Origin of the sequence: Micromonospora sp. NBC_01638 (assembly GCF_045209745.1) — a bacterium.
GTDB lineage: Bacteria > Actinomycetota > Actinomycetes > Mycobacteriales > Micromonosporaceae > Micromonospora.
On the sequence record NZ_CP109273.1, the window covers coordinates 2,702,273 to 2,726,051 of the forward strand.

General features: G+C 71.4%; 19 protein-coding genes. 13 read left to right on the forward strand and 6 right to left on the reverse strand.

Features of this window, described 5'->3' with window-relative positions:
- Positions 1–244 precede the first annotated feature (244 nt).
- From OG811_RS12800 to OG811_RS12810, 3 genes are all read right to left on the reverse strand, one after another.
- Positions 245–823 carry a hypothetical protein gene (locus OG811_RS12800; protein ID WP_406074406.1) on the reverse strand — a complete coding sequence of 193 codons (579 nt, stop codon included), beginning with the start codon at positions 821–823 and terminating at the stop codon, positions 245–247.
- A gap of 104 nt (positions 824–927) precedes the next feature.
- Positions 928–1,134, reverse strand: coding sequence for a hypothetical protein (locus OG811_RS12805; RefSeq protein ID WP_406074407.1), 207 nt, complete (start codon positions 1,132–1,134; stop codon positions 928–930).
- 101 nt (positions 1,135–1,235) lie between these two features.
- Positions 1,236–3,665: a DEAD/DEAH box helicase gene (locus OG811_RS12810; protein WP_406074409.1), complete on the reverse strand. Its 2,430-nt coding sequence runs from the start codon at positions 3,663–3,665 to the stop codon at positions 1,236–1,238.
- 140 nt (positions 3,666–3,805) lie between these two features.
- Here OG811_RS12810 and OG811_RS12815 point away from each other — a divergent pair, with 140 nt between their 5' ends.
- The 6 genes from OG811_RS12815 (at position 3,806) to topA (ending at position 11,877) form a co-directional block, all read left to right on the forward strand.
- A complete protein-coding gene (locus tag OG811_RS12815; protein WP_406074411.1) occupies positions 3,806–4,162 on the forward strand; it encodes an STAS domain-containing protein in 357 nt (118 codons plus the stop codon).
- Positions 4,159–4,596 (forward strand): ATP-binding protein, encoded by a 438-nt coding sequence (locus OG811_RS12820; protein ID WP_272614928.1) that lies wholly within the window; start codon positions 4,159–4,161, stop codon positions 4,594–4,596. The genes OG811_RS12815 and OG811_RS12820 overlap by 4 nt, the downstream gene beginning before the upstream one ends.
- A 316-nt stretch (positions 4,597–4,912) precedes the next feature.
- Entirely contained in the window at positions 4,913–7,285 is a 2,373-nt protein-coding gene (locus tag OG811_RS12825; protein WP_406074412.1) for a sodium-translocating pyrophosphatase, read from the forward strand.
- A gap of 102 nt (positions 7,286–7,387) precedes the next feature.
- Entirely contained in the window at positions 7,388–7,930 is a 543-nt protein-coding gene (locus OG811_RS12830; protein WP_406074414.1) for a hypothetical protein, read from the forward strand.
- Complete coding sequence (locus OG811_RS12835; RefSeq protein WP_406074415.1) at positions 7,921–8,676, forward strand: hypothetical protein; 756 nt, start codon at positions 7,921–7,923, stop codon at positions 8,674–8,676. Before OG811_RS12830 ends, OG811_RS12835 begins: the two co-directional genes overlap by 10 nt.
- Positions 8,677–9,036: 360 nt before the next feature.
- Complete coding sequence (gene topA, locus OG811_RS12840) at positions 9,037–11,877, forward strand: type I DNA topoisomerase (RefSeq protein WP_406074417.1); 2,841 nt, start codon at positions 9,037–9,039, stop codon at positions 11,875–11,877.
- A 113-nt stretch (positions 11,878–11,990) separates the two neighbouring features.
- On the opposite strand, the gene OG811_RS12845 is transcribed toward topA, so the two are convergent.
- Positions 11,991–13,307: a D-arabinono-1,4-lactone oxidase gene (locus tag OG811_RS12845; RefSeq protein ID WP_406074418.1), complete on the reverse strand. Its 1,317-nt coding sequence runs from the start codon at positions 13,305–13,307 to the stop codon at positions 11,991–11,993.
- A 226-nt stretch (positions 13,308–13,533) separates the two neighbouring features.
- Between OG811_RS12845 and OG811_RS12850 the strand changes: the two genes are divergently transcribed.
- Complete coding sequence (locus OG811_RS12850; protein ID WP_406075691.1) at positions 13,534–14,139, forward strand: TetR family transcriptional regulator; 606 nt, start codon at positions 13,534–13,536, stop codon at positions 14,137–14,139.
- A gap of 32 nt (positions 14,140–14,171) precedes the next feature.
- Here OG811_RS12850 and OG811_RS12855 read toward each other — a convergent pair whose 3' ends face one another.
- Positions 14,172–15,377: an amino acid deaminase/aldolase gene (locus OG811_RS12855; RefSeq protein WP_406074419.1), complete on the reverse strand. Its 1,206-nt coding sequence runs from the start codon at positions 15,375–15,377 to the stop codon at positions 14,172–14,174.
- A 149-nt stretch (positions 15,378–15,526) separates the two neighbouring features.
- Between OG811_RS12855 and tmk the strand changes: the two genes are divergently transcribed.
- The 6 genes from tmk (at position 15,527) to OG811_RS12885 (ending at position 21,691) form a co-directional block, all read left to right on the forward strand.
- Positions 15,527–17,785, forward strand: coding sequence for a dTMP kinase (gene tmk / locus OG811_RS12860; RefSeq protein ID WP_406074420.1), 2,259 nt, complete (start codon positions 15,527–15,529; stop codon positions 17,783–17,785).
- Positions 17,785–19,050, forward strand: coding sequence for a DNA polymerase III subunit delta' (locus OG811_RS12865; RefSeq protein ID WP_406074421.1), 1,266 nt, complete (start codon positions 17,785–17,787; stop codon positions 19,048–19,050). The genes tmk and OG811_RS12865 overlap by 1 nt, the downstream gene beginning before the upstream one ends.
- A 144-nt stretch (positions 19,051–19,194) precedes the next feature.
- Positions 19,195–19,524 carry a YbaB/EbfC family nucleoid-associated protein gene (locus OG811_RS12870; protein ID WP_406074423.1) on the forward strand — a complete coding sequence of 110 codons (330 nt, stop codon included), beginning with the start codon at positions 19,195–19,197 and terminating at the stop codon, positions 19,522–19,524.
- A gap of 1 nt (position 19,525) precedes the next feature.
- Positions 19,526–19,831: a hypothetical protein gene (locus tag OG811_RS12875; RefSeq protein ID WP_406074425.1), complete on the forward strand. Its 306-nt coding sequence runs from the start codon at positions 19,526–19,528 to the stop codon at positions 19,829–19,831.
- On the forward strand, positions 19,831–20,511 hold the full coding sequence (locus OG811_RS12880; RefSeq protein WP_406074427.1) for a hypothetical protein: 681 nt from the start codon (positions 19,831–19,833) through the stop codon (positions 20,509–20,511). Before OG811_RS12875 ends, OG811_RS12880 begins: the two co-directional genes overlap by 1 nt.
- Before the next feature lie 319 nt (positions 20,512–20,830).
- Entirely contained in the window at positions 20,831–21,691 is an 861-nt protein-coding gene (locus OG811_RS12885; RefSeq protein ID WP_406074428.1) for a stage 0 sporulation family protein, read from the forward strand.
- Positions 21,692–21,913: 222 nt separating this feature from the next.
- On the opposite strand, the gene OG811_RS12890 is transcribed toward OG811_RS12885, so the two are convergent.
- Positions 21,914–23,698, reverse strand: coding sequence for a metallophosphoesterase family protein (locus OG811_RS12890; protein WP_406074429.1), 1,785 nt, complete (start codon positions 23,696–23,698; stop codon positions 21,914–21,916).
- Positions 23,699–23,779: the final 81 nt, after the last annotated feature.

The window sequence follows — 23,779 nt, forward strand, 5'->3', positions numbered from 1 at the left end:
GAATCGGTTGCGATATCAGGCGGCGCGATGCGTTTACGACATCAGTTCGATAGGGGCGCCCGACCCCATCCGGGCCTCCCGCCCGGGAGTCGAGCACTCGACGGCCTGCGGCCCGGGAGTCGAGCACTCGACGGCTTGCCGGCCGGGACCAAGCCAGCCACCGACGGCCTGCTGGCCGGGACCAGGCCCAGGGCCATGTCCCGGCAAGCGGCCGAGGAGCGGGCGGCCGGTGAGGCCGGGTGGGTCAGCGGGACTGGAGCGCGTCGAGGGCGACGGCCATCGCGATGACCAGGCGGCGATCGATCTGCGGGTTCTGCACCTCGACGATGTACTTGTCGCGCAGGCCCCACTTCTTGACCACGGTGAAGACCGGTTGGCCGCCAGCGGTGAAGTCGAAGTGGTACGGCAGCCAGGACAGCGAGTCGACGAACCGGCGGAGCAGCGCCACCGGCATGCTGCGCTCCTGGCCCGTCACCTGCGGCAGGCCGGCCTGCTCGACGTGCCAGGTGGAGCGGAGCAGCGACTGGGCGAAGTCCTTGCGGAACAAGCCGATCGGGTTGCCGGCCGCGTCGGTGACGTCGTACGTGGCGCCGAGGTCGATGCGCTGGCGGGCCTTGAACCCGAGCAGGGGCTGCTGCTTGGAGTCGTCCGTGTAGATCGTCACCTGCTCCTTGAAGGCGAGCCGCTTCTGCTGCGCGAATGCCAGCAGCTCACCCTCGGTGCCGTCCGGGGAAACCGTCCGAACCTCGTACTGGTTGACCATCATGCGCAGTCGCTGGCGAACGTAGAACTGCTGCTGGTTCTGCAGATTGTCGAGCTGCATTCAAACTCCTCAGGGGTTGGTCCGCCGGAGTCTCGCACAGCCCGCCAACCCCTGCGTTCCTGCCCGCAGATCAGTGGCGCCTGTGCCGGATCGGGGAGAAGACGTCAGCGACCGTCGGCTGTTGCGGCCCGCAGCGCCCAGCCGTTGAGGACCTGGTGGATGTCGCGCAGTCGTTCGTTGATCTGCTCCAGCCGTTCCGCCTGGGCCAGAGCAGCCAGCGCGGACCCGAGCGCGATCTGCTGGTCCAGGGTGAGTTGTTCCTGGTCGATGGTGTAGAGCAGGTCGACGGTCTCGGCGATGGTGTCGGCCACGGCTCCTCCTCGGGTCGCGGGGGTGAACGGCAGGACAGGCATCGATGGAAGCGCTCCCACATCATTGTGCCCCGCGTCGGGCGGATTCATGCAACCCGGACTCAGGCGGGCAGGTTCGCCAACACCACGTCGAGCACCCGGATCGCGTCCGGCTTGGAGAGCGGGTTGTTGCCGTTGCCGCACTTCGGGGACTGCACGCAGGACGGGCAGCCGGCCTCGCAGCCGCACTCGGCGATCGCGTCCCGGGTGGCCCGCAGCCACGCCGACGCCGTCCCGTACGCCCGCTCGGCGAACCCGGCGCCGCCCGGGTGCCCGTCGTAGACGAAGACGGTCGGCGCCTCGGTGTCCGGGTGAACCGCAGTGGAGAGCCCGCCGATGTCCCACCGGTCGCAGGTGGCCATCAGCGGCAGCAGACCGATCGCGGCGTGTTCGGCGGCGTGCAACGCGCCCGGCACGTCGGCCGACTGGACTCCGGCAAGAGCCAACGACTGCGGCGACAGGGTGAACCAGACCGCCACCGTGCGCAGTTCCCGGGTGGGCAGGTCGAGCGGTCGGGTGTCGATCACCTCGCCGGTGGCGATCCGCCGCCGCTGGTACGACACCACCTGACTGGTCACGTCCACCTCGCCGAGGAACATGCCGACCGGACCGGCGTCCACGTAGGAGCGCACCGACACCACGGACAGATCGGTGACGTCGCGAGCATGGGTGGACCAGTCCGGCTCCTCGGCGTGCACCAACGCGCAACCGTCGGCGAGGTCGAGCTCGTCGACCACGTACGAGACTCCCTGGTGCAGATGGACCGCGCCGGAGTGGAGCAGGAAATGCGAGGAGCCGCCGTCGACCGTGCCGAGCAGCCGGCCGGTCGACGACTCCACCACGCAGACCGGGGCACCGCCCTGGCCGCGCAGGTCCACCTCGGGCCGCTCCCGGTGTCGCCAGTACCAACCAGTGGGCCGCTGCCGCAGCGCCCCGGCCGCCACCAGCTCGTCGACCGCCTCCTTCGCCCCGTCACCGAAGAGTGCCAGGTCGGCCGGGGTGAGCGGCGCCTCGACCGCGGCGCAGGCGAGTTGCGGTGCCAGCACGTACGGGTTGGTCGGGTCGAGCACCGTCGCCTCCACCGGCGCGCCGAAGATCGCCTCCGGGTGGTGCACCAGGTAGGTGTCCAGTGGGTCGTCCCGGGCCACCAGCACCGCGAGGGCCTCCTGCCCGGAGCGTCCGGCGCGGCCCGCCTGCTGCCACAGTGACGCCCGGGTGCCCGGGTAGCCGCAGATCAGCACCGCGTCCAGCCCGACCAGGTCCACGCCCAGCTCCAGCGCGTTGGTGGAGGCCAGGCCGAGCAGGTCGCCGTGCAGCAGCGCCCGTTCCAGTTCGCGCCGCTCCTCGCGCAGGTAGCCGCCCCGGTAGGCGGCCACCCGGTCGCCGAGCCCGGGCACCGCGTCGTCCAGCGCCCGGCGCGCACTGGCCGCCACGACCTCGGCGCCCTTGCGGGAGCGGACGAACGCGAGTGTGCGTACTCCCTCGGCGACCGTGTCGGCGAGCAGGTCCGCGGTCTCGCGCAGCGCCGACCGGCGGACCTGGATGAGGTCCGTCGCGCCGTCGTGCCCGCCCGTCGCCTGTGCGGGCACCGCCGAGGACGCCGAGGAGTCGGGTGGCAGCAGCGGCGGCTCCCAGAGTGCGAAGGTCACCCCGCCGCGCGGTGACGCGTCCTCGGTGACCGCCGTCACCGGCAGGCCGGTCAGCCGTCCGGCCGCGGTCGCCGGATCACCGGAGGTCGCCGAGGCGAGTACGAACACCGGGGTGGCACCGAACCGGGCGCATTGCCGGCGCAGCCGACGCAGTACGTGGGCCACGTGCGAGCCGAACACCCCTCGGTAGGTGTGGCACTCGTCGATCACCACATACGCGAGTCGGCGCAGGAAACCGGACCATTGGGCATGCCCGGGCAGGACGCCGTGGTGCAGCATGTCGGGGTTGGTCAACACGAACCGGGAGTGCCGGCGGATCCACTCCCGCTCGGCGCGCGGAGTGTCCCCGTCATAGCAGGCTGGGCGGACTCCCTCCAGCTCCAGCGCGGCGACGGACCGCAGCTGGTCGGCGGCGAGCGCCTTGGTCGGCGCCAGATAGAGCACGGTGGCCCGGGGGTCGGCGAGCAGGGTGGCCAGCGCCGGGAGCTGGTACGCCAATGACTTGCCGGACGCGGTGCCGGTGGCGACCACCACGTGCTCGCCCTCGTACGCCAGGTTGGCCGCCTCGGCCTGGTGCTGCCAGGGCGCGACCACGCCGCGCCGGGTGAACGCCGCGCGCAACTCCACCGGCGCCCACGACGGCCATGGCGCGGGCACCCCGGCGCGGGCCGGCACCCGCTCGACGTGGGTGACCGGGTCGCCGGCGCTCCGGGCACGCAGCCGGCGCAGCAGGTCGGCCGGCGATGGCCCGGGGTCGGGACCAGCGGATACGGTGGCCGCGGACGACGACTCCAGGTCGTGGCGCGGCGTAGGACGCGCCGAGCTGAAGTCGTTGGAGGTCACGCCCTGCACTCTCGCACTGGTGTTCGGAGATGAAAAGTCGGGCCGGGGGGTATAGGGAAGCCGCCGCCGGTGACCGCAGGGTGTCCCGGCGGTAGTGGTTAGATGCCCACGAGAGTTTACGGCTCTGGCGAGGAGGACCGATGGAGCTGTTGCTGGCGACCCGCACCGTGGGCGAGCACACGGTGCTCGAGGTTGGTGGTGAGGTGGACGTCTACACCGCGCCCCGGCTGCGCGAACGGCTCCTCGAACTGATTGACGGTGGCGCCCGTCACGTGGTGGTCGACCTCGGTCGGGTGGATTTCCTCGACTCCACCGGGTTGGGCGTGCTGGTCGGCGCGCTCAAGCGGCTCCGCGCGGCCGGCGGTTCGTTCGCCCTGGTCTGCGACAAGGAGCCACTGCTCAAGATCTTTCGGATCACCGCACTGGACCAGGTGTTTCCGTTGCACCCGACGGTCGACGCGGCGATCAGCGCCGACTCGGCGGGCGCCGGCGCGTGATGGCGACCGTCAAGCTCTCGTTCTCGCCCGCCCCGGTGCATGTGCGTACCGCCAGGCTGGTCGGCGTCGCCGTCGCCCGGCGTGCCGGCGTGCGGGAGGATCTGCTGGACGAGGTGCGCCTGGCCATCGGCGAGGCGTGCACCCGCGCGGTGGCCCTGCACCGGCAGTACGGCCTGCCCGACCCGGTGCTGGTGGAGATGTCCGACGGCGGCTCGTACTCGGTGCGGGTGGTGGACCGGGCACCGATCGAGGCTGGCATCGGTCTGACCGCGTTGCCGCCGGACGAGCTGGCCAACGAGTCGCTCACCGATGAGGCGTTGACCACCGGCGTCGGCTTCGCGCTGCTCGCCGGCTTCGTCGAGGACCTGCAGGTGCGCCCGGTCGACGAGGGCATCGGCACTGAGGTGCGGATGGTGTGGCCGGTCGGCCGCTGACCCATTCCGATTCCCAGGCCGCGTCCCCAGCTGGGGACGCGGCCTTGTTTTCATGGACCGATCCCTATATCAGATTTCGTTTCATAACACAGCGACGAAGATCATCGCGACACGGTGGCACCTGCGTGTGACCTCCAACACTGCGGAGGGCTACAGTACCCGGGTTGTCAGCAAGTGATCCATCCCGCAGCCAGCGGGTTTGGGTGGTCATCGCTGGTCCGCTGGTGGGTTGGCGCGCGCTTGCGAGTCCGCATTCAGGCGTCGGTCAGTGCGTCTCCACTCACCGGCGCGATTGTTCGGTAACAGGAGGACACAGATGTCCGAGACCTTGGCCGCCGACGGCGGCGGGCTTTCCCTTACCGGAAGCAATGTCACCTACGTCGTCATCGCCGCGGTAGTCGCGCTGGTGGCGCTCGGTTTCGCTGCCGCCCTGACAAAAACGGTGCTGGCCGCTGGTAAGGGCACCAACAAAATGCAGGAGATCTCGGAGGCGGTCCAGGAGGGCGCCTCGGCCTACCTGCTCCGCCAATTCCGCACCCTGGCGATCTTCGTCGTCGTTGCCGTGGTGCTGCTCTTCCTGCTCCCGGTGCGCGACACCGATGGCAGCGAGCTCGCGGTGAAGATCGGCCGCTCGCTCTTCTTCGTCGTGGGCGCCCTGTTCAGCGCCTTCATCGGCGGCGCCGGCATGTGGCTGGCAACCCGCGCCAACCTGCGCGTGGCCGCCGCCGCGAGGGAGCGGGCAGGCGGCCGCGAGGTGGCCATGAAGATCGCGTTTCGGACCGGCGGCGTCGTCGGCTTCCTCACCGTCGGTCTCGGCCTCGTCGGTGCCGCGCTGGTCGTCCTGGTCTACCGGGGTGACGCGCCGACCGTGCTGGAGGGCTTCGGCTTCGGCGCCGCGCTGCTCGCGATGTTCATGCGGGTCGGCGGCGGCATCTTCACCAAGGCCGCCGACGTCGGCGCCGACCTGGTCGGCAAGGTCGAGCAGGGCATCCCCGAGGACGACCCACGCAACCCCGCCACCATCGCCGACAACGTGGGCGACAACGTCGGTGACTGCGCCGGCATGGCCGCCGACCTGTTCGAGTCGTACGCGGTCACCCTGGTCGCCGCGCTGATCCTCGGCCGCGCCGCGTTCGGCGAGGACGGCCTGGTCTTCCCGCTGATCATCTCCACCATCGGCGTGCTGATCGCGATCGTCGGCGTCTTCATCACCCGGCTGCGCGCGTCCGACCGCAACGCCCTGACCGCGATCAACCGGGCGTTCTACCTGTCCGCGGTGCTCTCCGCGGTGCTGGTGGCGATCGCCGCCTACGCCTACCTGCCGGCGACCTTCGGTGGCCTGGAGGGTGGGCTCCGCAACGCCGACGGCACCCCGATCGACGGCAACCCGCGGCTGGTGGCGATCGGCGCGGTCGTGATCGGTATCGCGCTGGCCGCCGCGATCCAGGCGCTGACCGGCTACTTCACCGAGACCAACCGGCGCCCGGTGCAGGACATCGGCAAGAGCTCGCAGACCGGTGCCGCCACCGTGATCCTGGCCGGCATCAGCATCGGTCTGGAGTCGGCGGTCTACTCGGCGCTGCTGATCGGCGCGGGTGTCTTCGGCGCGTTCCTGCTCGGCGGCAGCTCCATCACCCTGTCGCTGTTCGCGGTGGCGCTGGCGGGCACCGGCCTGCTCACCACGGTCGGCGTGATCGTCGCGATGGACACCTTCGGGCCGATCTCCGACAACGCCCAGGGCATCGCTGAGATGTCCGGTGACATCGACGAGCACGGCGCTCGCACGCTCACCGAGCTGGACGCGGTGGGCAACACCACCAAGGCGATCACCAAGGGCATCGCGATCGCCACCGCGGTGCTCGCCGCGACCGCGCTGTTCGGCTCGTACACCGACTCGCTGCGCAGCGCGTACGCGGACGCCAACGTGGGCGACGTCGGCACCGAGATCCTCAACTCGCTGAACGTGGCGAACCCGCGCAACCTGGTCGGCCTGATCATCGGTGCCGCGGTGGTCTTCCTCTTCTCCGGGCTGGCCATCAACGCGGTGTCCCGCTCGGCCGGCGCCGTGGTGATGGAGGTCCGCCGGCAGTTCCGTGAGCTGCCCGGCATCATGGACGGCACCCAGCGCCCGGAGTACGGCAAGGTCGTCGACATCTGCACCCGGGACGCGCAACGCGAGCTGGTGACCCCCGGCCTGCTCGCCATCCTGGCGCCGATCGCGGTCGGCTTCGGCCTCGGGCCCGGCGCACTCGCGGCGTATCTGGCCGGTGCGATCGGTGCCGGCACCCTGATGGCGGTCTTCCTGTCCAACTCCGGTGGGGCCTGGGACAACGCCAAGAAGTTGGTCGAGGACGGCGCGTACGGCGGTAAGGGATCCGAGGCGCACGCCGCCACGGTCATCGGCGACACCGTCGGCGACCCGTTCAAGGACACCGCCGGCCCGGCGATCAACCCGCTGCTCAAGGTGATGAACCTGGTCTCGCTGCTGATCGCGCCCGCCGTGGTGGCGTACAGCGTCGGCGACGACCGCAACGTCGGCCTGCGGGTCGGCATCGCGCTGGTCGCGACGCTGATCATCGTGGCGTCGGTGGTGTTCAGCAAGCGCAAGGGCATCGCGATGGACTCCGACGCCGATGGCAACACCGGCGCGGGGAGCACCGACCACCGGCCGGAGACGGTCAACGCCTGATCCAGCACCGGCACGGGGTCCCCGGTCGACGTACCCGTCGACCGGGGACCCGGGCCGTCCGGCCCGATGCCACACCTGGCCAAAGGCCGTACGCTGCAACGCATGCGTACGTGCCGGGCGTCTGCCGCCGGAAAGTTCACGGTGGTCCTGGCCGCGATCGTCGTCGTGCTCGCCGGCTGCGGCGGGGGCCCCAGCCCACGGGCCTGGGCGGCCTCGGTCTGCGGCGCGCTCACCCCGTGGCGCTCGGAGATCAGCAAGTTGACCAGCAGCACCGACGAGCAGATGACCGCGCAGACCACGCCGGCGCAGGCCAAGGAGAACCTGGTGCGGCTCTTCGATGGGGCGGAGCAGGCCAGCGAGGCCGCGCGCCGCAAGGTGGAGCAGGCGGGCGTCCCGGAGACCGACAACGGCCCGGCCATCTCCGCCGGTTTCCGCAGCTCACTGGGGAAGATGCGGGACGCCTACGGCCGTGCCCGGGACACCATCGACGGGTTGGGCATCGGCGAGCCGACGGTCTTCTACGACGGCGTGCGGTCCGCGGTGGAGACCCTCAACAAGGAGTACGACGCCAGCGCACTGGACACCAGCAAGCTCAACTCCGAGGAGTTGAAACAGGCATTCGACGAGGTGCCGGAGTGTCGCTGAGCGGGCTCGGCGATTCCCCGGCGGCGCAGCCACCGGCACTGTTTCCCGCCCCCGAGCCCGGCGAGCCGACACCAGGCACACCGACACCAGGCTCACCGGTATCCGGCCTGCCGCGCCGCCGCGGTGGGCCAGCTCAGCCCGGCCCCCCGCCGACCGAGGACGCGGGCCGGCAACTTGTCTTCTTCGGCGCGGAGGCGGCCGAGCCAACCGTCGCCGACCTGGCCGGTCTGCTCGCCGGGCCAGGCGAGGTGGTCCGGATGGGTGGCACGGCCCGCCTGTCGGTGCAGGTGGACGCCGCGTGGCGGGTGCACGTGCTCGTCGCCGAACTGGCGTCGCGTGGGCTGGCGGCGAGCTGGGAGCCGACCGAGGGCGAGCGACACGCCGTCCGTACGTCGTACACCCGGGTCTTGAAGCCGCTCGCGGCCGCCTGGCTGCACGGTCCGGCGAAACGCCCACCGGCCACCTTTCATCTGACCGGCCGGCGGCTGCGGCTGTGGCTCGCCGCCGCCGGGACGCCGGAGCAACCCGGCGGCTTCCTGTTGCGGCTCGGTGCGGACGACCAGGAGTGCTGGGAGGCGATCGGGGTGGCGCTCGCCGCCGCCGGGCTCGCTGGCACGCTGCTCGGCCCGGCTGAGGGCGGCCCGGCGTACCGGATCACTGGTCGGCGCAGGTTGGGCCGGCTCGCCGAGCTGGTCGGTGGGCCGCCGCGCGCGGCACCTGCCGACGCGTGGCCGACCCGACCCTGAACCGGTCATCTCGCCCAATTGTTAACAATGTGGGGGCGGCTGCCGGGTGTCCGGTGCCGGACAGCCGGCGGGCCGATCCAGGCGAAAAACGGACGGGTCGGACCCCGTCCGTGGGCCCGCCATCCGCACAGTGACCCGCTTCGAGCCCTACTCACGGTGTACGGTGGCGCCGTCCGGCAGTGCTGAGCGCGGCGGGGCGGGCGTCGACCGCCGCGCCGTAGCGGTTTGTGGCCCGCGAAACCCGAAACGCGGGCGGCGCGTTACGTTGGACATCCGGACCGCCGGTGCGACGGCGGGGTCGAAAGCGGCCGCTGTCCGGGCGCCAGCAGGCCACGAGCAGGAGTGAGGTCGGGGAGAGACGTGCCAAGTAACGCTGGAACCACCCGTCTGGTCATCGTCGAGTCACCGGCGAAGGCCAAGACGATCTCGGGCTACCTCGGCCCGGGGTACGTCGTGGAGGCCAGCTTCGGTCACGTCCGCGACCTGCCGCGCAACGCCGCCGACGTGCCGGCCAAATACAAGAAGGAACCCTGGGCCCGGCTCGGGGTGGACGTGGACAACGGCTTCCACGCGCTCTACGTCGTCTCCGCCGACCGTAAGCAGCAGATCAGCAAGCTGATGAAGCTGGCCAAGGAAGTCGACGAGATCTTCCTGGCGACGGATGAGGACCGCGAGGGCGAGGCGATCGCCTGGCACCTGGTCGAGACGCTCAAGCCCAAGGTCCCGGTCAAGCGGATGGTCTTCCACGAGATCACCAAGCCGGCGATCCAGGCGGCGGTGGCCAACCCCCGGGAGATCGACCGCGACCTGGTCGACGCCCAGGAGGCCCGGCGGATCCTCGATCGGCTGTACGGCTACGAGGTCTCCCCGGTGCTGTGGAAGAAGGTCATGCCGAGGCTCTCGGCCGGCCGGGTGCAGTCCGTGGCGACCCGCATCGTGGTTGAGCGGGAGCGGCAGCGGATGGCCTTCCGCACCGCCGAGTACTGGGACATCCTGGCCACCCTCGCCGTGACCAACGCCGGCGAGGGCCCGCGTGCGTTCAACGCCACCCTGATCGCGTTGAACGGCGACCGGATCGCCTCCGGTAGGGACTTCGAGCCGACCACTGGCCGGGTGAAGCCCGGTGCCGGTGTCGTGCACCTGGACGAGAGCGGCGCCCGTGGGCTCGCGGCCCGGCTCGACGGGCGGCCGTTCACGGTCACCCGGGTCGAGGAGAAGCCCTACCGTCGCCGCCCGTACGCGCCGTTCATCACCTCCACGCTCCAGCAGGAGGCGGCCCGCAAGCTGCGCCTGTCGTCGCAGCAGACGATGCGCACCGCGCAGCGCCTGTACGAGAACGGCTACATCACCTATATGCGTACCGACTCGGTGAACCTGTCGGAAACCGCCATCTCGGCGGCCCGCCGGCAGATCGTCGAGCTGTACGGCGAGCGCAGTGTGCCGCCGGAGCCCCGCCGCTACACCGGCAAGGTGAAGAACGCGCAGGAGGCGCACGAGGCGATCCGCCCGGCGGGGGACAACTTCCGCACCCCGGGCGAGGTCGCCAAGGAGCTGTCCGCCGAGGAGTTCAAGCTCTACGAGCTGATCTGGCGGCGCACCATCGCCTCGCAGATGACCGACGCGGTCGGCTCCAGCGTCTCGGTGCGCATCCGCGCGGTCTCCACCTCGCAGGAGGAAGCCGACTTCGGCGCGACCGGCAAGACCATCACCGACCCGGGCTTCCTGCGCGCGTACGTCGAGTCCAGCGACGACGAGAACGCCGAGGCCGAGGACGCCGAGCGCCGGCTGCCCACCCTGGTCAAGGACCAGCCGTTGACCGCCGACGAGTTGGCCGCGCAGGGCCACCACACTCAGCCGCCGTCGCGCTACACCGAAGCGTCGCTGGTCAAGGCCCTGGAAGAGCTGGGCATCGGCCGCCCATCCACCTACGCGTCGATCATGCAGACGATCCAGGACCGGGGGTACGTCACCAAGCGCGGCCAGGCGATGATCCCGACCTTCCTGGCCTTCGCGGTGATCGGGCTGATGGAGCGGCACTACCCCCGCCTCATCGACTACGACTTCACGGCCACCATGGAGAACGAGCTGGACGAGATCGCCGGCGGTGACCACGCCGCGATCGACTTCCTCACCGCGTTCTACTTCGGCAGCTCCAACGGCGCCGGTGACCAGGGCATCGCTCGTTCCGGCGGGCTCAAGAAGCTGGTCACCGAGAACCTCAGCGACATCGACGCCCGCAGCGTCAACTCCATCCCGCTCTTCACCGACGACGACGGCCGCGAGATCGTCGTGCGGGTCGGCCGGTACGGGCCGTACCTGCAGCGGGAGCTGCCCGGCGGCGAGCAGCCGACACCGGCCGCCGCCGGCGAGGGCGAGGAGGGCAGCGCCCAGGGTGACCGGGCGCCGATCCCGGAGGGCCTGGCCCCGGACGAGCTGACCCCGGAGAAGGTGCACGAGCTGTTCCTCGGCGGCAGCGGCGAGCGCAAGCTCGGCGACGACCCGGCGACCGGCGAGCCGATCGTGCTCAAGTCCGGCCGGTTCGGCCCGTACGTGTCCAGCGGTGAGCGGAAGTCCTCGCTGCTGCGTACACAGACACCGGACTCGCTGACCCTGGATGAGGCGCTCAAGCTGCTCAGCCTTCCCCGGCTGATCGGTGTCGCGCCCGACGGCGTCGAGGTCTTCGCGAACAACGGCCGCTACGGCCCGTACGTCAAGCGGGGCGAGGAGTTCCGTTCGCTCGAGTCCGAGGACCAGATGTTTACGATCGGCCTGGACGAGGCGCTGGTCCTGCTGGCCGCCCCGAAGGCCCGTGGACGGCGTGCCGCGGCACCGCCACTGCGCGAGATGGGCGTCGACCCGGCGACCGAGAAGCCGCTGGTGATCAAGGACGGCCGGTTCGGCCCGTACGTCACCGACGGAGAGTTCAACGCGTCGCTGCGGCGCGGGCAGACTCCGGAGGAGTTGAGCATCGAGGAAGCGTCCGAGATGCTGGCCGAGAAGCGGGCAAAGGGTCCGGCGCCGCGTAAGAAGGCGGCGGCGAAGAAGGCCCCGGCGAAGAAGGCCACGGCCACCAAGAAGACGGCCGCCGCCAGCAAGTCCACCGTCGCGAAGAAGACCACGACGGCCAAGGCGACCACTGCGGCCAAGACGGCCCCGGCCAAGAAGGCCGCCCCCCGCAAGGCCGCTCCCCGCACGGAGTGACCCTGCTCTGCTCCTCGCGTGATCGTCACCGTTTTCAGTGATGTCGCGGTATCCCGCCCGGTCGGGATAGCCCGGTCTCATGGATCCGGAGTCGATCATGGCCGGTGCGGTCGTCAGGCGCCGAGGACGTGGTTCAGGTGGGGGTTGGTGAAGACGCGGTTGGGGTCCAGCCGGTCGCGGAGCGCCTGGAAGTCGGCGAAGCGGGGGTAGGCGCCAGCCAGCGAGGCGGCATCGCGGTAGTGCAGCTTGCCCCAGTGCGGGCGGCCCCCCAGCCCGGCGGCCACCTCCTCGAAGGCCCGGAAGTACGGCTCGTACGGCATGCCGACGTACTGGTGCACGGCGATGTAGGCGTTGTCCCGGCCGTAGCCGTGCGACAGCCAGATGTCGTCGGCGGCGGTGAATCGCACCTCCACCGGGAAGAGCACCTTGAACGGCAGCCCGTCGACGATCCGCTGGAGCGCGGCGAGTGCCTCGGGCAGTGCCTCGCGGGGCAGGCCGTACTCCATCTCCACGAAACGGACCCGGCGCGGGGTGCAGAACACCCGGTCGGAGCGGCCGGTGTACTGGCGTTCGGTGAGGGCGCGGGCGGAGACCGCGCTGATCCGCGGGGCCAGCGCGGGCACGGCCCGGCCGAGTCGGCAGGCGCCGGCGAAGACGGTGTTGGCCAGGAAGTCGTCGTCCAACCAGCCGCGCCAGCGGGGCAGTGGCCGGTCGTTGGCGGGTACCCGGTCGTTGGTCTTGACCTGGACCCGCTGGGTGTAGGGGAACCAGTAGAACTCGACGTGGTCGTGCCCGCCGATCAGCGCGGGCAGGTCGCCAAGCACCTCGGCCAGCTCGGCCGGGCGTTCGTGGGCGCGCAGCACGAAGGCGTCCACGCAGCGCAGGGTCACCTCGACCAGGACGCCGAGCGCACCGAGTGACACCCGGGCGGCGGCGAAGACGTCAGGATTGTCGTCGGCGGAGCAGTGCAGCACCTCGCCGGTGCCGGTGACCAGGGTGATCGCCTCGACGAAGGTGGACAGGCACCCCCACCCGGCGCCGGTGCCGTGGGTGCCCGTGGAGATCGCCCCGGCGACGGTCTGCGCGTCGATGTCGCCGAGGTTGGGCAGCGCGAGGCCGTGTCGGGCGAGCAGGCCGTTGAGGGCGTGCAGGGTCATTCCCGCCGGTACGGTGACCAGTCGGTGTGCGACGTCGACGCTCACCATGGTGTTCAGTTCGGACAGTTCCATCCGGCGGTCGTCGGCGAGCGCGACGGCGGTGAACGAGTGGCCGCTGCCCGTCACGCGGATCCGACCACCGTCGGCCGCAGCCAGTCGGACTGCTTCTGCGACGTCGCCCGGCGAGCCGGGGCGCAGGATCGTGGTGGCGCTGCCACGCTGGTTGCCCGCCCAGTTGGACCACGGGGCGGTGAGCGATGCGGTGCCAACCATGCGCGCTCCTCATTCATGAATATGAACTGACTTCATATCAGGAACGTTCTAGCTGGTAAATACCGCAATTGCGATCCGCTCGTTGTACCGGTAGTCACGGACTCGTGACGTGGAGATATGTTCATCCGTCGAAGGGGGGTGGCACCGAGTGTCCACACCAGCCGCCACGACCGGGCCGCTGCGCCGCGTACCGGTGCAGGGTCGAAGTGTCGCGCGCGTACAGCGCATGTTGGATGCCTGCGCCGAACTCGTCGACGAGGTGGGGTACGAGGGGCTGACCACGACCCTGCTCGCCGAGCGTGCCGAAGTGGCGATCGGGTCGGTCTACCAGTTCTTTCCGGACAAGCGGGCGATCGTGCAGGCGTTGACCCTGCGCACGATGGAGTCCTACCTCCAGCGCCTCGACGAGCGGTTCGCCTCCGACGAGATGACCCACTGGTGGGACGGCGTCGACGCGGGGATCGACGAATACATCACGATGCACCGCACCGTCCCCGGCTTCCGTACTCTGCACTTCGGCGACGTGGTCGACCTGCACCTGCTCGACGAGCAGCGGGACAACAACGGCGTGATCGCCGATCAGTTGGCCCGGGTGCTCACCGAGCGTTTCGGGCTCACTGACGTACCTAAGCTGCGCTTCGTCCTGGAGATCGCGGTCGAGGCGGCGGACGCGCTGATCAAGCTCGCGTTCCGGCGGAAGTCCGACGGCGACGAGCGGGTGCTGCTCGAGGCGAAGGCACTGATCCGGGAATACCTGCACCGCCAGGTCGACGGCCCGGACAGCGGCCGGTCCATCGCCGAGCAACAGGCCGGGACGGCCCAGCCCGCCTGAGCCGCGCTCACGGGCCCGGGGCGGGCGGCGCCTCAGAGGAATGCCTGCCCCTCACCCCGGTAGGTGGGGACGGTCGCCACGACCTGATCCCCCTCGACCAGGTGCAGCTCGTTGACCCGTTCACACAGCTCGCCGGCCTTGGCGTGCCGAAACCACACCCGGTCGCCGACGCGCAGGGTGGCCGCCGCCGCACCGGACAGCGGGGTCTGCACCTCGCCGGCGCCCTCGGTGCCAACCAGCTTGAGCCCGGCCGGTAGCCACGGCTGGGGCAGTCGGCTGTCGGCGGCCGGGCCGGAGGCGATCCAGCCGCCGCCGAGCACCGTCGCCAACTCCGGCGTCGGCCGGCGGACCACCGCGCAGGCGAAGAACGCCGCAGGGGTGGGTCGCCAGGCGCGGTACGCGTCGAACAGCGTCGGCCCGTACAGGCCCGATCCCGCGGTGACCTCGGTGACCGCGGGATCGGCGCTGGTGGCGGCCACGCTGCCGGTGCCGCCGCCGTTGACGAACTCCAGGTCGGCGTGCTCGCGTACCGCGGCCACCGCCGCGCCCCGGCGGGCCAGCAACTCGCGGTACGACCTGCGCTGGGCCAGCCTGATCGCACCGGCCAGCAGCGCCTGCCCGGGCGGCGCGTCGCCCAGACCGGCGATCTGCGCCTCGTACGACATGAGGCCGACCAGCCGGTAGCCGGCGCGGCGGGTGACGGTGGCGGCGAGTAGGCCGGCCGCCCGGGCGCTGTGCACCGGTGAGCGGCGAACGCCGACGTGCACCCCGCGTATCGGCTGCCAGGAAGCGTCCAGGTCCAGGCAGACTCGCAGCTCGGCGCGCTGCCCGGGTGCGCGGACGTCGTCGATCAGGTCGAGCTGCCCGGTGCCGTCGATCATCAGGGTGATCGCGTCGGCGAGCGTCGGGTCGGTGGCCAGCTCGGCGAGCGCCGCGCGGTCCACGCTCGGGTACGCGACCAGGACATCGTCGCTCACGCCGGCCCGGACCAGCCAGATCGCCTCGGGCAGGGTGAACGCCATCACGCCCTGCCAGCCGGGTCGGGCGAGGGCTCGGCTGATCAACTCACGGGCACGGACCGATTTGCTGGCCAATCGGACCGGCTTGCCGGCGGCGCGCTCGGCCAGGGCGGCCGAGTTGGCGTCGAAGGCGGTGAGGTTGACCACCGCGTACGGCGGGTCGAGGTGAGCGGTCGCCCGATCCAGGCGCTCGCGAAGTTTGTCGCTTTCGATGGCCACGTGAGCACGCTAACTGTCTGACGATGAATGCGAAATACCCTCGCGTATGTCCGGGCTGCGGTCTGCGTCTCCGGCGGCCTAGGCTCAGCGAGCAGGAGAATGTCGCCGGTGGGGCGGCCCCCCACCGGGTCTAGAGTGTTCCACCGGGGATGCCCAGGGATGGGCCGGCACGTGGAGGTACGGCCATCGAAAGCCAGAACAGCGGCGAGTCGCCCGGCGTGTCGCGCTCGGGTGACCAGTCGGGCAACGCCGCCAACCAGTCCAGCACCGGCCAGGTCGATCCGTCCGGCTACGCCGCGATCCGCTCGGTCCTGCGGATCCGGCCGTTCCGGCGGCTCTGGATCGTGCTCGGCGCGGCCTCCTTCGGTGACTGGCTCGGCCTGCTGGCCACCTCGGTCTTCGCCGCATCCCAGGTGCAGGGCAACACCGCGAAGGGCGCGGTGTTCGGTGGCGTCATCGCCATCCGGCTGCTCCCCGCCCTGGTGCTCGGTCCGGTCGCCGGCGTGCTCGCCGACCGGTTCGACCGCCGGTGGACGATGGTCATCTGCGACCTGCTCCGGTTCGTGCTCTTCGCCTCGATTCCGCTGGTGGCGCTGGCCGGCGCCAGCGGCGCGCTGGTCGTTCTGTGGGCGACCATCGCCACGTTCCTGATCGAGTCGATCACGCTGATCTGGATCCCGGCCAAGGAAGCTGCGGTCCCCAACCTGATCCCGCGCGCCCGGCTGGAGGCGGCCAACCAGCTCACGCTGATCACCACGTACGGCCTGACGCCGGTGCTCGCCGCAGCGGTCAGCGCCGGTCTGGACCGCAGCGTCCGAGGTGTGACCGGCGGCAACTTCCCGAACTGGGCCGAGCCAGCCCAACTGGCGCTCTGGTTCAACTCCCTGTCCCGGCTGGCCACCGCGCTGGTGGTGGCGTTCGGGATCAAGGAGATCAGCCGGGGGCAGACCGCCGACGGCGACCGCCACGAGCAGAGCATGCTGCGCCAGTTCAAGGAGGGCTGGCAGTTCATCGGCCAGACCCCGCTGGTGCGCGGGCTGGTCCTCGGCATCCTGGGCGCGTTCGCCGGTGGCGGCATCGTCATCGGCACCGCGAAGTTCTTCGCCAGCTCACTCGGCGCCGGTGACGCCGCGTTCTCGCTGCTCTTCGGTGCCATCTTCGTCGGCCTGGCCCTCGGCATCGGGCTTGGCCCGATGATCGTCAAGGAGATGTCCCGGCGCCGCTGGTTCGGCATGAGCATCGTGCTGGCCAGCGCCGCCGTGATGACCCTCGCCTTCGCCATCCACCTGTCCATGGCGATCGTCGGCGCGGTGCTGGTCGGCGCCGGTGCCGGGATGGCCTTCCTGGCCGGCACCACTCTGCTCGGCGGCGAGATCAAGGACGAGGTGCGCGGTCGGGTCTTCGCCGTGGTGCAGATCGGCACCCGACTCGTGCTGATCCTGGCCATCGCGCTGAGCAGCCTGCTCGCCGGTGCCGGTGGCTCGCGCAAGCTGGACATCGCCGACCTGGGCATTTCCATCTCGTCGACCCGGCTGCTGCTGCTCGCCGCCGGTGCCGCTGGCATCTTCGCCGGGATCAGCGCGTTCGGCCAGATGGACGACAAGAAGGGCGTCCCCGTCCTCGCCGACCTCTGGGGCTCGATCCGAGGTCGACCGCTGATGCCCTCCGAGCCGTTCGTCTCCACCGGGCTGTTCGTGGTGTTCGAGGGCGGCGAGGGCGCCGGCAAGTCCACCCAGCTCGCCGCGCTCGCCGAGCGACTGCGCGGCCAGGGGTGCGACGTCGTGGTCACCCGCGAGCCGGGGGCGACCGCGGTCGGTCAGCGGATCCGGTCGCTGGTGTTGGACACCTCCGGCGACGAGGCGCCGTCCCCACGGGCCGAGGCGCTGCTCTACGCCGCCGACCGGGCGCACCACGTGGCCGCCGTGGTCCGGCCCGCACTGGTCCGGGGTGGTGTGGTGATCAGCGACCGGTACGTCGACTCGTCCCTGGCATACCAGGGCGCCGGTCGGACGCTGCCCGTCGACGAGGTCTCCTGGCTCTCCTCCTGGGCCACCGGTGGGCTCAAGCCCGACCTGGTGGTGCTGCTGGACGTCGAGCCGCACACCGGCCTGTCCCGGGTGGCCTCGCGCAACGCCGGCACCGACCGGTTGGAGGCCGAGTCGATCGCCTTCCACGAGCGCGTCCGGTACGCGTTCCTCGACCTCGCCGCCGCCGACCCGAAGCGGTACCTGGTCCTCGACGCGTCCCGACCGGCCGACGAGATCACCGGGCGGGTGGTCCGGCGGGTCGCGGAGATGCTCGGCAGCCCGGGCGGCATCGTGCACCCTCGGCCGGCGCAGGGCCCGGACACCTCGGTGCAGCCTGAGTTATCCGACGCGGAGCTTGTGACGATGGAGCACAAAACCTGATGCCGGAGGTCTTCGCCGACCTGGTCGGTCAGGACGAGGCGGTGGCCGAGCTGCGCCGGGCCGCCGCCGCTGCGACTGCCGTGCTGCGCGCTGGCGCGGCCGACCGGGCACCCGCGCTGATCGCCGCCGGCCCGGCCAGCGATGCCGGGTCCGCGCTCACGGCCGGCGGGGTGGATCCGTCCGCCGGTATGACGCACGCCTGGATCTTCACCGGGCCGCCCGGCTCCGGCCGCTCGGTCGCCGCACGGGCGTTCGCCGCCGCCCTGCAGTGCGTGCACGGCACCGGCTGCGGTGAGTGCCCCGGCTGCCGCACCACGCTGGGCGGCACCCACGCCGACGTCCGACTGGTGGTGCCGGAAGGGCTCTCCATCGGCGTCGGCGAGATGCGCGCGCTGGTGCTCCGTGCGGCCAGCACCCCGTCCGGCGGGCGCTGGCAGGTGGTGGTCATCTCCGACGCCGACCGGCTCACCGAGGCAGCCGGCAACGCGCTGCTCAAGGCGATCGAGGAGCCTCCACCGCGTACCGTCTTCCTGCTCTGCGCCCCGTCCACCCACCCGGACGACATCTCGGTGACCATCCGGTCGCGCTGTCGGGTCGTACCCCTGCGGCAGCCGCCGGCCGCCGCGGTGGCTGAGGTGCTGGTTCGTCGAGACGGCATCGCGCCCGACGTGGCGCAGTGGGCGGCGGCGGCCGCGCAGGGGCACGTGGGTCGGGCCCGCAGGCTGGCCCGCGACCCGGAGGCCCGCAAGCGGCGTGAGGCGGTGCTCGCGGTGCCACGCCGGTTGACCGGTGTCGGCGCGGCGTTCGACGCGGCGTCCGCGCTGATCGAGGCAGCCGAGGCGGAGGCCGAGGCGTCAGTTACCGAAGCCGACACGGCCGAGCGGACGGCACTGGAGACCGCGCTCGGCGCGGGCGGCACCGGTCGGGGCGCGGCCGGCGCGATACGGGGTGCTGCCGGGCAGCTCAAGGAGCTGGAGAAGCGGCAGAAGTCCCGGGCCACCCGGGCCCAGCGGGACGCGCTGGACCGGGCGCTTGTCGATCTGGCGGGCTTCTACCGGGATGCGCTCACCATGGCGCTGCGCGCGCCCGTTGCCCCGGTGCACACCGACACCGCCGCGCTGGCCGGCGCTGGTGCCCAGAAGTGGGACGCCGAGGGGTCGCTGCGCCGGCTGGAGTCCGTGCTCGCCTGCCGCGCGGCGATCGAGGCGAACGTCAAGCCGCGGATCGCGGTCGAGGCGATGATGCTCGCCCTCTGGAAGGGCTGACCCGCTCTCCCCGGCCGTGGTCCCGCTTGCCGGACCGGTCATCCACAGGCATCGACACACGCATTTACTGTGCGGTACGGTCCGGTGTGCCGTGGTGACGGTGGCGGCACGCTGAGTGAGGGATCACCCGGGAGGAGTCGGCCGATGCCGCGGGGGGAGATCGACGAAGCCTGGATCGAGGAGGCGGTGCGGCGCTACCGCCGGATCGAGTCGCTCCAGGCCGAGTTCGACCAGGCGGTGTCGACCGTCGAGGTGACCGTCCGGTCGCCGGACGGTCTGGTCGAGGTGGTGGTCACCGCCGGTGGGCGGATCACCGACGTCCGGTTCCTCGGGGCGCTGCACACCCGCAGCCCGCGGGACGTGGCCGGTTCCGTGCAGGCCGCGGTCACCGCGGCGGCCGACGCCGCCGAGTGGGCTCGCGAGAAGCTGCACAACGAGACGTTCGCCGCCTACCGACCGCTCGCGGGGGCCTGAAATGGACACGCTGCGTGCGCTCTCCGCTCGGCTGGACGAGGCGAGCGCCACGCTCACCGCCGTTTCCCGCACCGTCACCGCCAGCGATCCGGCCCAGGCCGCGTTCGGTGTCGACACCCCGGGCCGTCCCGGCGAGATCGGTCGCGCGCTGCACCGGCAGTGGGCGACCGCCACCGACGACCGGGCCCGGGAGGCCCGCGCCGCCGCCGGTCGGCTGGCCGCCGCAGCCTCGGCTGTGCGGGAAGCCGCCGACCGCTATGCCGAGGTCGACCATGCGGCCCGCCGCAGGCTCGCCGGAGAGCCGTGATGGACGCACTGGACCGGCTCGCCGAGCCCGGCCTCAACCTGCTGCGCCGGGTGGACGCACTGATCGCCGCTGGCGTCCCGGAGGGGCACCGGGTCTGGCCGCTGCTGCGCCGGATGCAGGTGCTGCCGGGCGACGCGGTCCGTGGCTTCCTCGACCTCCACCCCGCGCCGCTCGCCGGCGCCGGGCACGCGGTGCGCCGGCTGGTCCGGGGGTACGACGACGTCTCCGCCACGCTCACCGACTCGGTGCTCTGGTCCGGCCCGGCCGCCACGGCGTACGGGCAACAGCGGGCGGCGCTGCTTCGCCACCTCGACGAGGGGCCGGACAGCCTGGTCGGGCGACTGGAATCCACCGCCGGGTACGCGGACGCGCTCGCCGACTGGGTGGAGGGCAGCCGTCTCGCTCTGGCCCGGACGTTGGCCGACGTGCTCCGCTCGGCCGAGGCGGTCGCCGTGGTCGCCGCCACCGCCACAGGTGTGTCGACGCGCCCCGGGCCGCCCGGCCCGGGTGTGGCCGACGCGGCTGAGATCGCCGCGCGGGTGCTGGCGGTCCTTTGCGTCGCGTACGACGGTGCGGAGACGCTGCTGCGTCAGTGGGCGCCGAGCCTCGCCGAGATCGCGTGGCGGCCGCCAACGGACGGGCGGCCCCGCTACGACCAGCCCACCCGGGTCGGCTGGTAGCCGGTCCAAGCATCCTTCGCTCGTGGCGACCGAGCCGCGGACAGGCCACGGCGTCGCTCGCGGGCGCCCTACCGTGGCCGGCACCCACGGCGACGCCGTGGCCTTCCCCCTGCACCCCCGCAGGTCTGCCTCCACTCAACGCCGCCGGGGCGCGTTTTGTCTCCTCCCCGGGACCGGATTCAACCGTCCGGGCGAGGAGCAACGGCGCGACGGGCCGCCCGGCGATCGGTCAGGTCGACGGTCATGGATGGCAGCGGGGCGTAACCGCCTGACGACCGCCGCCGCGCCCCTTGGCGGCCGACCGTCGTAGGGTGGGGGGATGGGCATGCTCTGCGCGGTCAGCTTCAACCGGTACGGGCGCCTCTACTACCTCGACCCGGGTGAGTTACGCCCGCAGGTGGGCGACAAGGTGCTGGTGCCCACCGACGACGGGCCCGAGGTGGCGGAGTGCGTGTGGGCCGCGCAGTGGGTGACCGAGGAGACCGACGGCTTCCCCCGGCTGGTGGGGCTGGCCGGTGACGAGGACCTGAGCCGGGACGAGTCGCTGCGTCGCCGTAAGGCCGAGGCCAAGGTGGCCGCGAAGCGGCTGATCCGGGCGCACGGCCTGCCGATGAAGGTGGTGGCCGTCGACCATGTGCTCGGCTCCGCCGAGGGCGGCGGTGAGCGCAGCACCGTGTACTTCACCGCCCCGCACCGGGTGGACTTCCGCTCCCTGGTCCGTGACCTGGGTGCCACCCTGCACTGTCGGGTCGAGCTGCGCCAGCTCTCCGCACGCGACTCGGCGCGGGTGCAGGGCGGCATCGGCTCCTGCGGCCGGGACCTGTGCTGCGCGACGTTTCTTAACGACTTCGAACCGGTGACCATCCGGATGGCGAAGGACCAGGACCTTCCGCTGAACCCGCTGCGCATCTCCGGCGCGTGTGGCCGGTTGATGTGCTGCCTGAAGTACGAACATCCCCTGTACGCCAAATTTGCCGAGTCCGCCCCGGCGATCGGCGCCCGCGTCACCACGCCGGAAGGGGAGGGCCGCGTGGTCGGCCACAGCGTCCCGAGAGATGCGGTGACCGTCCGCCTGGACGCCGACGGCTCACGCTCCATGTGCTCCCGCGCCGACGTCTGCGGCTCCCGCCGCGCCTATGAAAGCCGTGACCAGTCAGGCCCGGAGGGTGCAGCACGATGATCGGCGTGCCTCGTCGCTCACGGCGGTGATCCCACCCCACCCCACCCCGTTGATCATGAAGTTATTGCCATCCCGCCCGGCGTGTCGGGACAACAACTTCATGATCAACGGGGTGGGCGGGTGGGGGGCGGGGGCAGGTGGGGGCGGGGGTGGGTGGGTTAGTCCTTGCTGCTTCGCTTCGCGAAGCGGCCCTAATCGGGAGGAAGTAGGTCTACTTCCGAGTTAGTGCAGGACTGTGGGGGGTTCGGCTAGGTGGGGGGTCAGGGGGGTTTTGGGGATCAGCCAGCTTGTGGTGGGGGACTGGTCTTGGTTCACCCGCCAGTCGCGGGAGACCCGGTCTACCGCGATCGGGTAGATGGTCAGCGTTCCGTCCGGGTCGATGCGCAGCCGCAGGAACGACTTGGAGTCCTCAATGCCCTGGCCGGCGAAGAGCTCGTTGACGTTCACCCCGAACGAGCCCGCCACCAGCAAATACGCCGCCACCAGTTGGCTGGCGACCAGACCGATCACCGGGCCGTAGAGCACCGCTGCGGCGACCGCCGGCAGTGGCCACGGCCAGTGATAGAACGGCAGCGCCAACCACGCCCACGTGCCGGCGGCCGCCAGGGCCACATGGGCCACGCCGTGTCCGACGCCGAGGATCCAGTGCCGTGCGTGACGCTTGCCGCTCGCGCTGGGCGGCTTGGCGAACAGGGCCGCTGCCAGCACGGTCACGAGCACCATCAGCACCAGCGGGACGCTGAACAGCCGCTGGTCGGTGCTGTTGGACCAGTTCGCCGTCGCACCCGCCATGGCCAGCATCAGCAGGGTGTGCAGAGTGCCGAGCAGCGTGGTGAAGCCGGGATTGCGCAACGGCAGCCGGGGGAAGATGCCCCAGCCGTAGCGACGGGAGCGGGCCGCGTCCGGATAGCGGGCCACCAGGTCGTACGGCAGGGCAGCGCTGGCCCGCCGGGTCAGCGTGTCCCGCGGCGGCACCTCGATGCGCTCCGGCAGTTTGTGGGTGGGGTAGAGGTACGCGCCACCCCCGCCGGAGGTGATCAGTTGCCGGTCCGGCCCGGAGTAACGGGCGTAGTGGTGCAGGTCGCCGGAGAGCATCAGCCGCACCTGCGCGCCGGTCGGGTCGATGATCGTCCGGATGAAGTAGTCGATCGAGTCGTACGCCGCCGGGTGGTCGGCAGCCTTGACCCAGGTCGGCGCCGGAGCCGCGATGACCACCTTCGACTCCGGGCCGAGCCGCCGGGCCACCTCGTCGAAGTAGACCAGCTGCGGGTCGTCCAGGTATGAGCCGGACTGGTCGTCCACGCCGAGCAGCCACCACCCGGCCGGCAGTTCCACCGCGAAGTACGACCGTGACTGCCCGGTGCACCACCCGGCGAAATACCGGTCCCGGGAGCGGACGAACAACCGCAGGAACGCCGTCAGGCCGTCGTACCAGTCGTGGTTGCCGGGCACCGCGAAGAGCGTGGGTTTCTCGGGCGGCACCACCGGCAGTGCGGCCTGGTAGGGGCCCTTGCACCGGTCCTCATACGAGGCGTAGGCCGCCGACGGGTATACCTGGTCGCCGCCCATCACCAGGGTCTGCGCCCGGGGCAGCCGGTGCCCGTCCACGGTCAGCTCCGGCTGCGCCAGCAGGTACGCCACCGAGTACGTGGCGTTGAAGCCGTCACCAAGGTCGGCGACGTAGTCGAGCCACAGCCCGCCGTCCGGTCCGATCTGGCGGAAGATGTCGTCGCCGAACGCGTTCTGCAACTCGCGCTTGTCCAGGTACGCCCCGAAGAGCATCGCCAGCAGCGTCCGGATGCCGGTGCTGATCAGCAGGAACGGCGCCAGCCACGGCACCGGCTTGCGCGGCGTGAAGCCCAACTCCAGGGGGTCGGTGCTGCGCGGCCGAGGGGCGGCGCGTTCGCTGGATGGTGCACGGTCAGGACGTTCGTTCGCCTCGCCCTGGCGGTCGGGGTCGTCGCGTTCGTCGCTCACCCGCCGCAGCGTAGTCCCGCACCCGATCATCCGCTGTCCGGTAAACGTCCAGATAGCGGCCGATGTCCCGTTGGCGGTCGGACGGCTGGGAGAGGGTATCCCGTTCGGTCG

Excerpts from the sequence above, each read along its gene's own strand:
- OG811_RS12800 (WP_406074406.1), bottom strand. The coding sequence starts at position 823 with ATGCAGCTCGACAATCTGCAGAACCAGCAGCAGTTCTACGTTCGCCAG.
- OG811_RS12815 (WP_406074411.1), top strand. The coding sequence starts at position 3,806 with ATGGAGCTGTTGCTGGCGACCCGCACCGTGGGCGAGCACACGGTGCTC.
- OG811_RS12825 (WP_406074412.1), top strand. The coding sequence starts at position 4,913 with ATGTCCGAGACCTTGGCCGCCGACGGCGGCGGGCTTTCCCTTACCGGA.
- OG811_RS12830 (WP_406074414.1), top strand. The coding sequence starts at position 7,388 with ATGCGTACGTGCCGGGCGTCTGCCGCCGGAAAGTTCACGGTGGTCCTG.
- OG811_RS12845 (WP_406074418.1), bottom strand. The coding sequence starts at position 13,307 with ATGGTTGGCACCGCATCGCTCACCGCCCCGTGGTCCAACTGGGCGGGC.
- OG811_RS12850 (WP_406075691.1), top strand. The coding sequence starts at position 13,534 with ATGTTGGATGCCTGCGCCGAACTCGTCGACGAGGTGGGGTACGAGGGG.
- tmk (WP_406074420.1), top strand. The coding sequence starts at position 15,527 with ATGCCCAGGGATGGGCCGGCACGTGGAGGTACGGCCATCGAAAGCCAG.
- OG811_RS12865 (WP_406074421.1), top strand. The coding sequence starts at position 17,785 with ATGCCGGAGGTCTTCGCCGACCTGGTCGGTCAGGACGAGGCGGTGGCC.
- OG811_RS12870 (WP_406074423.1), top strand. The coding sequence starts at position 19,195 with ATGCCGCGGGGGGAGATCGACGAAGCCTGGATCGAGGAGGCGGTGCGG.
- OG811_RS12875 (WP_406074425.1), top strand. The coding sequence starts at position 19,526 with ATGGACACGCTGCGTGCGCTCTCCGCTCGGCTGGACGAGGCGAGCGCC.
- OG811_RS12880 (WP_406074427.1), top strand. The coding sequence starts at position 19,831 with ATGGACGCACTGGACCGGCTCGCCGAGCCCGGCCTCAACCTGCTGCGC.
- OG811_RS12885 (WP_406074428.1), top strand. The coding sequence starts at position 20,831 with ATGGGCATGCTCTGCGCGGTCAGCTTCAACCGGTACGGGCGCCTCTAC.
- OG811_RS12890 (WP_406074429.1), bottom strand. The coding sequence starts at position 23,698 with ATGATCGGGTGCGGGACTACGCTGCGGCGGGTGAGCGACGAACGCGAC.